Origin of the sequence: Streptomyces sp. NPDC012466, from assembly GCF_042955215.1 — a bacterium.
In the GTDB taxonomy this organism is placed as follows: Bacteria; Actinomycetota; Actinomycetes; order Streptomycetales; family Streptomycetaceae; genus Streptomyces.
Genome location: NZ_JBIBEQ010000005.1, coordinates 182223 through 195875, shown reverse-complemented (window position 1 = coordinate 195875; position 13653 = coordinate 182223). Strand labels below are relative to the sequence as shown.

11 protein-coding genes are annotated in these 13653 nt (G+C 68.4%); 3 read left to right on the top strand and 8 right to left on the bottom strand.

What is annotated here, in order from left to right; all coding sequences use genetic code 11:
- Positions 1–86 precede the first annotated feature (86 nt).
- Together ACFY9E_RS19930 and ACFY9E_RS19925 are read right to left on the bottom strand one after the other, a co-directional pair.
- A complete protein-coding gene (locus ACFY9E_RS19930; protein WP_390985549.1) occupies positions 87–986 on the bottom strand; it encodes an ABC transporter permease subunit in 900 nt (299 codons plus the stop codon).
- Positions 979–1899 carry an ABC transporter permease subunit gene (locus tag ACFY9E_RS19925; protein ID WP_390985546.1) on the bottom strand — a complete coding sequence of 307 codons (921 nt, stop codon included), beginning with the start codon at positions 1897–1899 and terminating at the stop codon, positions 979–981. The genes ACFY9E_RS19930 and ACFY9E_RS19925 overlap by 8 nt, the downstream gene beginning before the upstream one ends.
- A gap of 184 nt (positions 1900–2083) precedes the next feature.
- Here ACFY9E_RS19925 and ACFY9E_RS19920 point away from each other — a divergent pair, with 184 nt between their 5' ends.
- Positions 2084–3118, top strand: coding sequence for a substrate-binding domain-containing protein (locus ACFY9E_RS19920; protein ID WP_390985544.1), 1035 nt, complete (start codon positions 2084–2086; stop codon positions 3116–3118).
- Positions 3119–3260: 142 nt separating this feature from the next.
- On the opposite strand, the gene ACFY9E_RS19915 is transcribed toward ACFY9E_RS19920, so the two are convergent.
- Positions 3261–3971 carry a cupin domain-containing protein gene (locus ACFY9E_RS19915; RefSeq protein WP_390985541.1) on the bottom strand — a complete coding sequence of 237 codons (711 nt, stop codon included), beginning with the start codon at positions 3969–3971 and terminating at the stop codon, positions 3261–3263.
- Positions 3972–4098: 127 nt separating this feature from the next.
- On the opposite strand from ACFY9E_RS19915, the gene ACFY9E_RS19910 reads away from it, so the two are divergent.
- Positions 4099–4740: a GDSL-type esterase/lipase family protein gene (locus tag ACFY9E_RS19910; protein ID WP_390985538.1), complete on the top strand. Its 642-nt coding sequence runs from the start codon at positions 4099–4101 to the stop codon at positions 4738–4740.
- Between the two features lie 64 nt (positions 4741–4804).
- Here the strand turns inward: ACFY9E_RS19910 and ACFY9E_RS19905 are convergent, their stop codons facing one another.
- Complete coding sequence (locus tag ACFY9E_RS19905) at positions 4805–7078, bottom strand: right-handed parallel beta-helix repeat-containing protein (protein ID WP_390985535.1); 2274 nt, start codon at positions 7076–7078, stop codon at positions 4805–4807.
- A 644-nt stretch (positions 7079–7722) separates the two neighbouring features.
- Positions 7723–8757 (bottom strand): substrate-binding domain-containing protein, encoded by a 1035-nt coding sequence (locus ACFY9E_RS19900; protein WP_390985533.1) that lies wholly within the window; start codon positions 8755–8757, stop codon positions 7723–7725.
- Positions 8758–9078: 321 nt separating this feature from the next.
- Between ACFY9E_RS19900 and ACFY9E_RS19895 the strand changes: the two genes are divergently transcribed.
- On the top strand, positions 9079–10086 hold the full coding sequence (locus ACFY9E_RS19895) for a substrate-binding domain-containing protein (protein WP_390985531.1): 1008 nt from the start codon (positions 9079–9081) through the stop codon (positions 10084–10086).
- Between the two features lie 373 nt (positions 10087–10459).
- Here ACFY9E_RS19895 and ACFY9E_RS19890 read toward each other — a convergent pair whose 3' ends face one another.
- Genes ACFY9E_RS19890 through ACFY9E_RS19880 form a run of 3 tightly spaced genes read right to left on the bottom strand, consistent with a single transcriptional unit; the run spans position 10460 to position 13573 of the window.
- Positions 10460–11398: a VOC family protein gene (locus ACFY9E_RS19890; protein ID WP_390985528.1), complete on the bottom strand. Its 939-nt coding sequence runs from the start codon at positions 11396–11398 to the stop codon at positions 10460–10462.
- A gap of 10 nt (positions 11399–11408) precedes the next feature.
- Positions 11409–12437, bottom strand: coding sequence for an amidohydrolase family protein (locus tag ACFY9E_RS19885; RefSeq protein WP_390985526.1), 1029 nt, complete (start codon positions 12435–12437; stop codon positions 11409–11411).
- Positions 12434–13573 (bottom strand): FAD-dependent monooxygenase, encoded by a 1140-nt coding sequence (locus ACFY9E_RS19880; protein WP_390985523.1) that lies wholly within the window; start codon positions 13571–13573, stop codon positions 12434–12436. The genes ACFY9E_RS19885 and ACFY9E_RS19880 overlap by 4 nt, the downstream gene beginning before the upstream one ends.
- Between the last annotated feature and the right edge of the window lie 80 nt (positions 13574–13653).

The following is a 13653-nucleotide window of genomic DNA, read 5'->3' as shown; positions in this document are numbered from 1 at the left end:
TGATGGGAGGGTCGGGTTGATGTCTGCGGTGCTCCCGAGCAGCCATGGCTCGGGCGCCTCCGCATGTCCGGCAGTGGCCCCCGCGGTTACTTGCCGCCGGTGGTCGCGATGCCGCGCAGCAGGAAGCGCTGTCCGGCGAGGAAGACGAGGAAGACGGGAACGAGCGACACGACGCTCATGGCGAACACCGAGCCCCAGTCCGTCGCGGTCTGCTGGTCGACGAACGTGCGCAGTGCGAGGGGCGTGGTGTACATGTCCGGGTCCGTCAGATAGATCAGCTGGGTGTAGAAGTCGTTCCAGGTCCAGATGAAGGTGAAGATCGCGGTGGTCGCCAGGGCCGGGACCATCAGCGGCAGGATGACGTGGAAGAAGATCCGCGCGTGCCCGGCGCCGTCGATCCGTGCGGCCTCGTCGATCTCGCGCGGGATGCCACGGATGAACTGCACCATGAGGAAGATGAAGAAGGCGTCGGTCGCCAGGAACTTCGGCACGATCAGGGGCAGGAACGTGTTGACCCAGCCGAGCTCCGAGTACAGGACGTACTGGGGCACGATGATCACGTGGATCGGCAGCATGATGGTGACGAGCATGGTCGCGAACAACACGCGCTTCGCCCGGAATTCCAGCCTGGCGAACGCGTACGCGGCCAGGGAGCAGGCGAGGAGATTGCCGAGGATCGCACCGGTCACCACGATCGCCGAGTTGATCATGTAGTGGCTGAACGGCTGGGAGAAGGCGTTCCAGCCGTTGCTGTAGTTCTCGAGGCGCGGGTGCGTCACCGCGAGTCCCGCGCTGCGGAAGATCTGGTTGTTGGGCCGCAGCGAACTGGCCACCATCCACAGGACGGGGTACAGCATCGTCAGGGCACAGAGAGCCAGCAGGCAGTGCTTGAGAGGGGCGCGCACCGCACGCCTGATCCGGCGCGTCGCGTGGGGACGGTGGTGGGCGGGCAGCGTGCGGGGTACGGCTGCGGTGCGGTCAGTCATCGTAGAACACCCAGTACTTTGAGGCCCAGAAGTTGACGGCGGTGAAGGCCGCGACGATGAGGAGCAGGACCCACGCGAGCGCGGATGCGTAACCCATGTCGAAGTGGCCGAACCCGCGCTGGTACAGGTACAGCGAGAAGAAGAGGGTGGAGTCGGCGGGCCCTCCGGTACCGCCGGAGACCACGAAGGCCTGGGTGAAGGTCTGGAAGGCGTGGATGATCTGCAGCACCAGGTTGAAGAAGATGATGGGTGTCAGCAGCGGAATGGTGATGCTGCGGAACTGGCGCCAGTGCTTCGCGCCGTCGACGGAGGCCGCCTCGTAGAGGGAGGCCGGAATCTGCCGCAGCCCGGCGAGGAAGATCACCATGGGCGAGCCGAAGGTCCAGACGTTCAGGACGACGAGGGTCGACAGCGCCGTTCCCGGCTCCGAGATCCAGCCCTGCCCCTGGATGCCGACGAGGGCCAGGGCCTCGTTGACCAGGCCGTTGGTCCCGAACATCGCGCGCCACAGCACCGCGATCGCCACGCTGCCGCCGATCAGTGACGGCAGGTAGAAGACGGAGCGGTAGAAGGCGAGGCCACGCACTCCCCTGTCCAGCAGCAGGGCGAGCCCCAGTGCCATCGCCAGTTGCAACGGGACGGAGACCAGCACATAGCTGAACGTCACCTGGAGCGACTTGTGAAGGCGCTCGTCGGAGAGCATGCGCGTCCAGTTGTCGAGTCCGCTGAACTGCGGCGGTTGCAGCAGGTTGTACTTGGTGAAGCTGAGGTACAGCGAGGCCAGCATCGGACCGAGAGTGATCCCGAAGAGCCCGATGAACCATGGCAGTAGGAAGAAGAACGCCGCCTTGTTCTGCTGGCGCGCGCCCCGTTGGGACCCGCGCAGCCGGCGTAGTTCGTTGATGGAGCTCACGGCACTGCTCCCTTGAGCGGCGGCATCGAAACACACTGGTGCGGGCCCGTCCCGGGCCCCGTGTGACCAAAAAAGTGATCGTTCACTCTTCGGGTTGCGAGGACCATAGTGAACGTTCACTTTTTCCGTCAAGAGTGTGTACTCTCTGATTTCCGGAACGTTGGCGGATGGGTGGGAGAAGCGGATGGACGGCGCTGACACGGCGCGACGACGGCCGACGATCACCGATGTGGCGCGGCTCGCCGGTGTGTCGCCCCAAACGGTGTCGCGGTACCTGCGATTCAACAGCGGGCTGAAGCCCGCGACCGTGGAGCGGGTGGAGGGCGCGATCCGCGAACTGGACTACCGTCCCAACCTGGTGGCGCGGTCGATGCGCACGCGCAAGACCGGCCGGCTGGCGATACTCATGCCCGCCATGGCCTTCAACCCGTCTCGCATGCTGGCGGGTGCCAGCGCGACGGCGCAGGCCGGAGGGTTCTTCGTGGACGTCGTGAGCGCCGGGGGAGGCGTACGCGCGAGGAGCGAACGACTGCTGGAGCTCGCAGATTCGGGACAGTTCGAGGGCATTCTCTCCCTCGCCCCCGTGCTTCCCGCGGTGGAGAGCAAACTGCACCAGAGGACGACCGTGGTGATCTCGGCCGACTTCGACGACGAGATGCGTGGCATCGGGCAGTTGGCCGACGCCACGCCCGTGGTGCAGATGATCGAGCACTTGGCGGCGCTCGGTCACTCCCGGTTCCTTCATGTTGCGGGCGACGCGCAGTTCGCTTCCGCGAGGGCGCGCAAGCAGAGCTATCTGGACAGCGTCGAACGCCTCGGGGTCGAGTCCGTCGGGGTCTTCGACGGGGACTGGTCAGGGGAGTCCGGCATCGAGGCGATACGGTCGCTCCCGAGCCATGCGCGGCCGACCGCGGTGATCGCGGCCAACGACCTCGTCGCCGCCGGCGTCGTCCGGGGTGCCCGGGAGCGCGGCTGGGACGTGCCGGGCGACCTCAGCGTGACCGGTTGGGACAACGCGGGGGTCGGGCAGTTCATGACTCCGTCCCTGACCACCGTCGACGTGGAGCTCGAACAGCTCGGCAGCACGGCCATGGCCAAGCTGATCGCCGGTCTGCGGGACAGCGCACCCGAGACGGCCGAGGGTTCCCTGTTCCGGATCATCTGGCGTGAGTCGACGGCCGAGCCGCCTGCGACAGGTCGTGCCGGCCGCAAGCGGTGACCGAGGGGGTTCCATGGCCGGAGTGGGCGCGGGGCAGGCGGACCAGGTCCGTCCGCTCTGTCCGCACCACCCGTCCGGTCCGGCGTTGCGATGCGGGCCGAATCGGCCGTGAACGCCGCGCGGCCTCAGGTGCACATCACCGTCAGTTCTCGTATACGTCAAGCCGACCGCACATCCCGAACTTCCCACGGGCAACGGGCTGTTCGACCCTCACGGCAGCATCCGCGAGGTGCGGGGCCTCCGCCCGCTCCAGCCAGTCGAGCTGCGTCCCAGTTGCTGCGGCGGAAGCCTCGGCGCCCTGTCGCCACCGCTCGCGCCACTCGGCGATGCGCGGCTGTACCAGCTCGGTGGCGGCCCGGTGGAACGCGGCCAGGGCCTGTGGCCCCTCGGCCGCGCGCAGCGCCCGGTAACCCTCCAGGGCGAGGTCCCGCCGGGCCCGGGCGACGCGCTCCTGCTCCTCCCTGGGCGCGTCGACGGGGATGGCGGAGGCACGTGCGTACGTCTCCGGATCGGTCAGGTACTCCGGTGGCAGCGTGAGGACCGCGTCCCCCGCCTCCGGCAGACCGCTGTTCTGCATCAGCACGGTGATCCGCAGATCACCCTCGTTGACCAGCCGGTGGATGGTGCCGGGCGTGAACCAGACGACCGTACCGGCCTGGAGCGGAGTGACCTCGTACCCGGATGCGGTCAGCGTCTGCACGGCCCCACGTCCGCCGGTGACGACGTAAGCCTCCGAACAGGCCAGGTGCATGTGAGGGGTGCCGCCGCACGCCCCGTCGGCGGCAGGCCAGTCGTACACCGACAGATGCGAGATGGCGACGCCTCCAGGCAGGCCGGCATGGGTTGTGGTCATGGTGTCAGAACTCCGTATTCGTGATAGTAAGCGCTTTCTACAATGCAATTTACGCGCCCCTGGACCAACGGGTCAATGCCCTGATTAAAATCGGACTGCTGAAGAGTCGAGTGATGAGGAGATTGATGTGGGAACGGGGTTGGCGGGCCGGAGTGTCTACGCCTTCGGTGACAGTATCGTGTATGGTCACGTGTATCCGCGCAGTTTTGTGGACGTCGTTGCCGAGCGTGCTGGAATGACCCTTTCGAAATTCGCCCGGAACGGCGCGACCATCGGCGCCGACCCGCATGCTTCCGGCGGGCAGATCCTTGCGCAGGTCGAGCAGGCCACGGCAGCCGCGCCGGACTTCATCCTCTTCGACGGCGGCACCAACGACGCCGAGTCGGTCTTCAACGGCCGCTATGACGTGGGGACTTACTCGGCCGAACTCGAGAAGACGCTGCGCACGATGAAGCGCAGGTGGCCTGCCGCCCACCTTGTGTACGTGTCCGCCCACAAGCTCGGTTCGAGGGACTGGGGCACCCAGGTGGCACTCCGCGAGGAAACCTTGCGGGTCTGCCGGAATGGGAATGTCGCCATCGCCGACGTCTTCGGGGACACCCCGTTCGACACACGCGATGACGTCCACCGGGCCACATATACATTCGATGACCTGGTCGACGGATTGCCAGGTACGGAGGGGTCTGGAACGCACCCCAACATGGCGGGTATCACCACATTCTATGTGCCGGTGGTCACCGCCGGACTGGAACAGATATCGTCCTGTTGATCAGGACGGAAATTGCATCTCTGCCGGGCCGATATCGGCCCGGCAGAGATGATTTCTCACTTTTTCACTGGCCGAATCCGGTACCGCGCGAGATCCGGACGTCGTCCACGTGCACCGCCCCGCGCTCGCCCCCGTTCGAGTACCACGCGACCTTCGCGATTCCCGGCATCGAGGTGCGGAACGCGGCATCGGTCAGCACGCGGTGGCCGTCGATGTCCAGGTCGAAGCGCTGGTTCACGGTGTCCACGGTGAGCGTGACCCGGTACCACTTGCCGTTGGTGTACGTACCGATCACGGTGTCCGTGGTTCCCTTGTACGCGTGGATCTGGCCGCGGGCGAAGGCGACGCTGACGGCTGGGGCACCGCTGGCGTTGTACACGTAGGGCAGCCCGAACCAGCCGGCCTGGGTGTCGTTGCGCATCACCTGCGTGTCGATGGTCACCACGCCCTGCATCGGGGTGCTGAACAGCCGGGCGAGGTTGGTTCCGTCGGTGCCGCCGCCTTCGACGGTGCGGGTCAGCCGGACGCTCTTGTCGGTGGCGGACGGCGTCTCCACCACGGAGATGTCGTTGTTGGTCGAGATGACCCGCCATCCGTTCGTCCCGTCGGCGAGCGTGCCGGTCGCCCGGCCGTCGAACGTGTCCGTGAACGCGATGTTGGGCGCGCCGCGTTCGAAGGCACCGATCTCCGGGCCGTTCCCGATCGGCACAAGAGCACCTGCGTAGTCGAGGCCGCCGTTGCCGGTGACCGTGGCACCGGCGTCGACGAACACCGATCCTGACTGGAGCGCGAAGTTCGCCGCCGTGCCGAGTCGCGTGCCGTTCTCGTCGCCGTAGGGCCCCGTGACGGAGGGATTGACGAACATCGGAGCGCCGATCTTGCGCGCCGCGTCGGACGTGGGCACGGTCGTCATGTTGGACGAGTACCCGTTGTTGTTGTAGATGATGGTCGACTGCTGCTTGAACTCGGGCGCGGACTGGCTGGAGACGAACAGGTTGTCGGTCAGCGTCACCTTGCCGGAGACGCCTCCGGTCACCATGGACGTCGAATTGGTGTTGGCGAAGGTGTTGTTGTAGACGTTCGCCACCGTGCCCGTCGTCTGCGACATGTGGAGGTTCCACCGCGTGCTGCCGGTGATGACGTTGTAGCGGAGCACCACGCTGCCGAACTTGACGTTGGAGTTGCACCCGCAGAGCAGAATGCCGTCGCCGTTGTCGTGGAGGTAGTTGTACTGGAACAGCTGGTTGGTGGTGCCGATGTCGGGGTCCAGGGCATTCTGGTCGGCACCACCCGACGAGAGGTGGGTGCCCATGATCTCGTTGTGCTGGACGGTGACGCTGTCGGCCATGTTGGTCTCGACGCCGGAGACGCCGACCCGGTCGATCACGTTGCCTTCGACGAGTCCGCCCCGGACGCCGGTGAGGTAGATGCCGTTGCAGCCGTAGGGGGTGTTCGCCTGCGTGATGTAGTTGCCGCGGAAGGTGACGTCGGTGTACGGAGTGAAGGCGGGGTCGGTGGCCGTGGCGCGCTTGCCCCAGCCGGTGAAGACGGCACCGGGCGCGTCCCCGGCGTACTGCTTCGTGACGATCCCGCTGAACGAGGTGTTCTTGATGGTGGAGTTCTCCACCGTGATGCCGTCGAGGATCGTGGGGGCGCCGGGCGCGGTGATGTCCTGGACGCCGGTGAGGAAGGCGATGCCGCCGGTGTCCTTCGAGCGGTCCCAGCCCTGCTGGAAGGTGATGCCCGGCTTGTTGTCGGCGGTGCTGCCGCCGACCCACTTGACCTCGCCGGTGACGTCGTGCACGTCGACCGAGTCGATCACGAAGTGGTGCAGGGTCTGGCCGTTGTCACCGTGCACGCCGATGCCGCGGAAGTCGCCGAGTTGCGAACCGTCGGTCGTCCCCGTGGGTACCGCGTTCGACACGTCGAGGTTGCGGATCTCCCAGTACTGCTGGTTGTTCAGCCGCACCGCGTCGGCGACGGTGCCCTGGCCTGCGATCTTCGGCTTGGCGCCCGTTCCGTAGCTGTCGATGGCGATCGGGGCACCATCGATGCCGGATCCCTTCGGCCACAGCTGTCCGGTCCAGCTGTCACCGGACTCGAAGAGAATGCTGTCGCCCGGCTGGAACGTCTTCGAGTTCACCTTGCTCAGCGAGCGCCAGGGCGCGCTGGTGCTGGTTCCGGCGTTGCTGTCGTTGCCGGTCGCGCTCACGTAGTACGTGGTGCCTGCGGCGAAGGCCCGCTGCGCGGGAATGAGTACGATCGACGCGAGCACGACTGCCAGCGCGCACAGTGCGGCGGCTGCCGCTTGTGACACAAGTCTTCGGTTGCCGGTCATGGTCCTCTTCTTGTCGTCAGTGGTGGTGAGGGACTGGCTCCTGTCGTGACGCGTCCGGTCGAGACGACGCGTGACGGCTCGGGGCGCGGGCAGTCGGGGGCCGTGCGGGGGACGCACCGACGGGGTGCCCGAGGACACGGGTGCGCGTCCGGCCTGACATGGGGGAAAACGTATTCCGCGCAGTGTGCCCAGCGGCGGTCGAGTGCGTCAAGGTTTCGAGCAGATGAACGCGTCGACGTGATGCAGGGGTCCTTCGCTTCAAGGCTCGCCGTGTCGGTGGCGGCACACGCGGGCGACAGTGCTCGGCCGGTCGGCAGGGTGCGTCCCATGAGCAGGGCGGTCGGGCCGTCAACTGTCTGAGGTGCCTGTCAGGCAGCCCTGTGACGTGCGGGAGATCCTCCCGGGAGGGAGTGCGGGTGTGTGGCTTGCACTGAGGCTCGGTGCGGCGCCGTCGCGTGGATCGCAGAGGCGGGTCCAGCCGGCGGGGGAGTCTGTTCTCAGCGGGAAATCGCATTCCGCGCAGCTGCCCGCGATCGAAGGCGTCAAGCGTCGGTCAGCGGGCACATATGCGGCTTTGAGGTGGCAGGTTCTGGTGGCCCGAGGGCGTTGTGCGCGTCGGCGGGAGTGCTCGGCTCAGGGGCGGTTCAGACGACGCGGATCGCCGTGCTGTCACGCACCACGACCTGCCCGCGCATCACCAAATGCTCCGCTTCCGCACGTTCCGCGACCGCGAGGCGGACCGCCTCGGCACCTGCCTGCGCCAGCGGCAACGACACGGTCGTCAGTCGCGGTGTCACGTCGGTCGCGAGCTCGATGTCGTCGAAGCCGGTCACCGAGACGTCGTCCGGCACCGCCACCCCGGCAGTCCGGAAGGCGGACATCGCGCCGATGGCGATGGTGTCGTTGGCGGCGAGAACCGCGTGGGACGGCTCCAGCCCCTCGGCGACCAGACGCCGCGCCGCGTCGACCCCCCCTTGACGGCTCACCTCGCAGTGCGAGATCCGGATGTGTCGCGCCTCGACGCCGCCGTCGCGGAGCCCGGCCATGAAGCCCGCGGTACGGGCGGAGACGTTCCCCTGCCCACGCGCGCCGGCCAGGATCGTCACGTACCGGTGCCCCGCCCCGGCGACGTAGGTGGCCAGTTCCTTCGCGGGGCCGTGATTGTCGAAGCTGATGGAGTCGAACGGCATGTCGGTGTCGCCGACGATCACTACCCGGCCGCCCTCGCGTTCGTAGCCGAGCAACTCGTCGAGCAGGCGCCCGTCGAGGGCGTTCGTATCGAGGCGGCTCGAGGTCAGAATGAGCGCACGCGGCCGCAGAGCACGCTGCACCCGGACGGTTTCGAGCTGCCGCTCGGCCGTGCCGTGGGTCGACGAGACGGTCACGAACGCCCCGGCGTCGCGTGCCCGCCGTTCCATCGCCGCGGCGACCATTCCCATCGACGGGGTCGTGAGATCGTCGCCGACGACCGCGATCGTGTCGTTCGCGCGCCGCATCGCCCGGGCCGAGGCGTCCGCGGTGTAGCGCAACGCGGCCGCGGCGGAGAGGACCCGCTGCCGGTATTCCTCCGCGACCGTCCGGGAACTGCCGCCCAGCACGCGTGACGCGGTCGGGACCGACACACCGGCGGCCGCCGCCACGTCGCGCAGCGTGACGGTCGGCCTCGCTGAATGGGGCATCGTGCCGTCCCTCCCGCACCACGAAAACGAGCCGCCGCCGACGCTACCCGAGGATATCCCCGGTCAGGTCGCCGAGGTGTGGACGTCAGTGCCGGGGACCGACTCGGGATACGGTCGCCCCGGCTCGAAGGTGGTCGCGTCGGCCCGGTGGATTCCACAAGGCATGTGCGGTGCGGTAAACACATGGCCTACGGAGTGACCCTCGGTGATGATTCCGCGGCTTCCAGGCCCTGGGCGGCTCGGTGCACAATGTGCGGCATGGAAGATGGAGCGGCAGCGCCTGTACGGCGTCGAGGGGAGGCCGTATCCGAGGGGCGCCAGGTGACCCTGCATGATGTGGCGCGGACGGCGGGCGTCTCACAGGCGACGGCGTCGCGGGTGCTCAACGGCAGCGTCCGCAACGTCCGGCAGGAGAACGTCGACCGTGTGCTCACCGCGGCCGCGGAACTGGACTACGCACCGCACCTGTCCGCCCAGGCGATCGCGCGGGGTTCGACGAACATCGCCGCGCTGGTCGTCAGCGGTGTCGACGACCCGTACTTCTCCTCCATCGCGGCAGGTGTGACGCAGGCAGCCGAAGCCGCCGGACTCATCGTGACCATGGCGGTTGCGGACCGCTCCCCGGAGCGGGAACTCCAGATCGTCGGGACGCTGCGCGGCATGCGCCCCCGCGTCATCATCATGACCGGCAGCCGCGTCGACGGCGCCGATGCCCGCGACGCCCTCGTCGAGGAGCTCCACGCCTACCGGGAAGCGGGCGGCAGCGTGGTCCTGATCAGCCAGCACGACCTGCCGTTCCACACCGTCAGCATCGACAACTACGGTGGAGCGCGGCAGCTTGCCCGCGCGCTGGTAGGGCTCGGCTACCGGCGGTTCGCGCTGGTCCGCGCAGGATCCGCACTCAGGACGTCCCGTGACCGGTGCAGCGGTTTCGTGGAGGGCCTGCGCGAGTTCGGCATCGGCGTCGACGAACGGTTGGTGGTGGAAGCCGAGTTCAGCCGCCGAGGGGGTTGTGCGGCGGCCCGGGAGCTCGTCCGGCGGGGACTGGACGGCACGGAACTCGTCTTCGCCGTCAGCGACGTCATGGCGATCGGAGTGATGACCGCATTCCGCGACGCCGGGCTTGTCCCTGGCCGGGACATCGCCGTCGCCGGCTTCGACGACATCGGCCCGGCGGTGGACGTCGTCCCGGAGCTGACGTCCGTGACCGTTCCTCTGCAGCAGGTCGGGCTCCTCGCGATGGAGCTCGCGCTCTCCGACGATGACTCCTCGCGGATCGTACCGGTCGACACGAACGTCGTCCTGCGGGCAAGCACACCCCCTCGATGACCGTGCCGGCTGATCGCGTGGTGAGCGTCGGATGTCCGGCCCCCAGCTGCTCCGCAGCCCGGTCGACGCCCTCGTGACGGGTCTTCCGGCCTGCCGAGCGCGCCGTCAGCCGATGGGCAAGGCGCCGTCCTCGGGAGAAGCCCTGCTCCGACCAGAGCATCGGGACCGGCCTGGATCAGATCGAGAAGCGAGGCTCGGCCGGGGCAGGGGGAGAGGAAGCCGTCGTCCTCGACGGTGGCGAAACGGCTGCGGCCGGGCTGTTCGTACGTGGCGAAACGCAGGGCATTCCCAGGGCGCTGGGCGGGTTGACACAGGCCGGGGGCCCGGCGGCATGGCAGGCGGGGGAGTACGCCGAGCCCCCGGGATCAAGGGGTCAGACCGGCGGAGCGACGAAGACGCCGCGGTCGACGTCGTTGAGCATCTCCTTGGCGACCATCTCGTTCATCGGGTTGGACGTGCCCCACTGGTCGGCGTTCTCGGGCTTCGTCAGGTCGTAGATGTGCGGGTGCCAGGTGTCCTCGTCCAGCTTTTCGAGCTCGGTGGTGTACTCCACGGTGTTGCCGTGCGGGTCGAGGAAGTACATGAAGGTGTTGTCGCCCGCCATGTGCCGCCCGGGGCCCCAGATCTTGCGGGCGCCGGAGCGCATCACGCGGCCGGAGCCGCGCATGTACTCGTCGATGCCGCGCATCTCGAAGGAGAGGTGCTGCAGGGAGGTGTGCGGACCGCCGGCGATGGCCATGGAGTGGTGCTGGTTGCTGATCCGCATGAAGTGCATGACCTCGCCCATGTGCGGCAAGGCCATCGTGTCGGACAGCCGGAAGTCGAGGTGCTGCTCGTACCAGGCGCGGGTGGCGTTGATATCGGGGGAGTTCAGGACGACGTGCGAGAGACGGACCGGGATGGACTCCTTCTCCTCGATACGACGGTGCCGGCGCGCCTCGACGTCGGCCGAGACCTCGTTGGTGCGGCCGTCGATGTCGAAGAAGCGGAAGCCGTAGCCGCCGCCGGGGGTGTCGACCTTGCCCGGCTGGGAGATCAACCGCACTCCACCGGCGAGGAGTTGCTCGGCGAGCGTGTCCACGTCGGCGGGGTTCGCCGCGCCGTAGGAGATGAGGTCGAGGCGCTTCTCCTCGGCCTTGCGCAGCCGGACGACGTACTGCTCGGGGGAGCCCTCGGCGGCCAGGAAGGAGATGCCGGAGTCCTCGGCCACCTTGGTCAGGCCCCAGACGCCGGCATAGAAGTCGAGCTGCTTGTCGTAGTCCGGCACGGCCAGGTCGACGTGTCGCAGGTGGGTGAGCAGACGGTTGGTCATGTCGGGCTCCTCAGGTGAGACGCAGCAGCGCTGCCGCGTTGCCGCCGCGTACGGCGTGGAAGTGGGGGGCGGGCAGATCCGTGACGTCGCGCAGCGCGCCGAGCGGGTCGTCGGTGCCCATGTCGAAGGGGAAGTCGGAGCCGAGCAGCACCCGATCGGGGCCGGCCACCCGGATCAGCTCGCGCAGGACGTACGGGTCGTGGACAAGGGAGTCGAAGTACAGCCGCTTGAGGTAGCTGCTGGGCGGGTGCGCGCAGCCGCGGGTGTCGGTGCGGGCGCGCCAGGCGTGGTCGGAGCGGCCGATGTGGGTGGGCAGATAGCCGCCGCCGTGGGCGGCGACGATGCGCAACCCCGGGTGCCGGTCGAGGACTCCGGAGAAGATCAGATGGGACAGCGCGACGGCGTTCTCGGTCGGCTGGCCGACGGTGTTGGACAGGTACCACCGGTTGAGGCGCTCGTCGAGCGTACAGCCGAAGGGATGCAGGAAGAGGGTCGCGCCGGTTTCCTCGGCCCGTGCCCAGAACGGCTCGTAGGCGGGGTCCGACAGTTCGCGTCCCGGCGCGTGGCTCGATATCTCGACACCGCGCAGGCCCAGGCCGAGGGCGTGATCGAGGGCTTCGACGGCCAGGCCCGGGTGCTGGAGCGGGACGAGGCCGAGGCCGTGCAGCCGCTGCGGGGCCTGGGCGACGTGCGCGGCGGTGCCCTCGCCGGCCAGTTCCCACACCGTACGGGCCAGGTCCTCGTCGGCCCAGTAGTGGTAGTGCGACGGAGACGGCGAGACCAGCTGGACGTCGATCCCGGAGGCGTCCATCGCGGCGAGCCGGGCCTTGACGTCGGTCAGCCTCGGGAAGCGGTCCCGGAACATCGGGCCGCTGACGGCGATGGCCTCGGGGCCGTTGCGGCGGGCGTCGAGATCGCGGGCCGCGGCCAGCCCGGGGTGTCCGGCGACGGCGTCCTCGACCTGGGGGAGCAGGACGTGCGCGTGGACGTCGATCGAGGGTGCGCTGTCCTGGGAACCCACGGGGTTCACGGCGTTCACGGGGTCTCCTTCAGGACGGACATCGTGCGGCCCATCAGACCGGGTGCGTCGGCGTCACGGACGCCGTCCAGCTGCCACTGACCGAGTTGCACGGACGCTTCGACCACCATGCGGACACGGTCGATCCGGCGTTGGTAGAAGCCGGTCAGCAGGGCGTCGAGGGAACTCCAGTCCTGCTCCTCGCTCAGCATCTCGGCCAGCACGGAGGCGTCCTCCAGCGACATGGCCGCGCCCTGGGCGAGCGTGGGGGGACAGACATGGGCCGCGTCACCGATCAGGACGACCCTGCCGCGGTGCCAGGATCCCTCGACGAGCAGCCGGTCGAACCAGGTGTAGTTGACCTTGGCGGGGTCGGTGATGCTCGCGGCGATCTCCGGCCATGGATCCCCATAGGGCGCTGCGAGCCGCCGCATCTCGTCCGCGTACGAGGCCGGGTCGATGGAGGCGCGGTCGCGGTTGGCCTCGACGAGGTAGGCGTAGATGGTGTTCTTGCTGGTGGGGCAGTAGCCGGCGATGTAGCACGGTCCGCCGTAGGACAGGCCCATGCGCTCCACGCTTTCGGGGCGGGGCACGGGGACGCGCCAGATGGCCATGCCGGTCGGTTCGGGTTTGTCACTGATGCCGATCATCGCGCGCGTGCGGGAGCCGACGCCGTCGGCGGCGATGACGAGGTCGTAGCGGCCCTCGGTGCCGTCGCTGAACCGGGCGGTGACGCCGGACGCGTCCTGGACCAGTTCCTCGGCGGTGGTACCCAGGCGCACCGCCGCGCCGCTCTCCAGAACGGCCTCACACAGAATCTCCTGGAGCCGGGGGCGCTGCATGCCGAAGATCGGGGGCAGGTCGTCCCCACCTGTGCGGATGTCCTGCTGGACGTGGAACACGGTCCCGTCGGGCGCGGCCAGGCCGACGGCGTCGACGGCGTAGCCGCTCTCCCGGACCTTGTCCCATACGCCGACTTCGCGCAGCACGCGCAGCGCGTTGCCCTGGAGGGTGATGCCGGAGCCGAGCACGTTCCAGTCGGGCTTGGCCTCGATCAGTTCCACGGTGATGCCCGCCCGCCGCAGCAGCACGGTCACGGCGTTGCCGGACGCGCCGCCGCCTATGACGAGGACGGTGCGGGGGCGGGGATCGTTCATGGGTTCTCCCTGAGATGGTGCCGTGCGACTTCTAGCGGCAGAGGGGGCGTTGCGGGCCGGGCGGGCGAGGGTGGCGTTGC

Coding starts and splice junctions, on each gene's coding strand:
- ACFY9E_RS19930 (WP_390985549.1), bottom strand. CDS start 986: ATGACTGACCGCACCGCAGCCGTACCCCGCACGCTGCCCGCCCACCAC.
- ACFY9E_RS19920 (WP_390985544.1), top strand. CDS start 2,084: ATGGACGGCGCTGACACGGCGCGACGACGGCCGACGATCACCGATGTG.
- ACFY9E_RS19915 (WP_390985541.1), bottom strand. CDS start 3,971: ATGACCACAACCCATGCCGGCCTGCCTGGAGGCGTCGCCATCTCGCAT.
- ACFY9E_RS19905 (WP_390985535.1), bottom strand. CDS start 7,078: ATGACCGGCAACCGAAGACTTGTGTCACAAGCGGCAGCCGCCGCACTG.
- ACFY9E_RS19900 (WP_390985533.1), bottom strand. CDS start 8,757: ATGCCCCATTCAGCGAGGCCGACCGTCACGCTGCGCGACGTGGCGGCG.
- ACFY9E_RS19890 (WP_390985528.1), bottom strand. CDS start 11,398: ATGACCAACCGTCTGCTCACCCACCTGCGACACGTCGACCTGGCCGTG.
- ACFY9E_RS19880 (WP_390985523.1), bottom strand. CDS start 13,573: ATGAACGATCCCCGCCCCCGCACCGTCCTCGTCATAGGCGGCGGCGCG.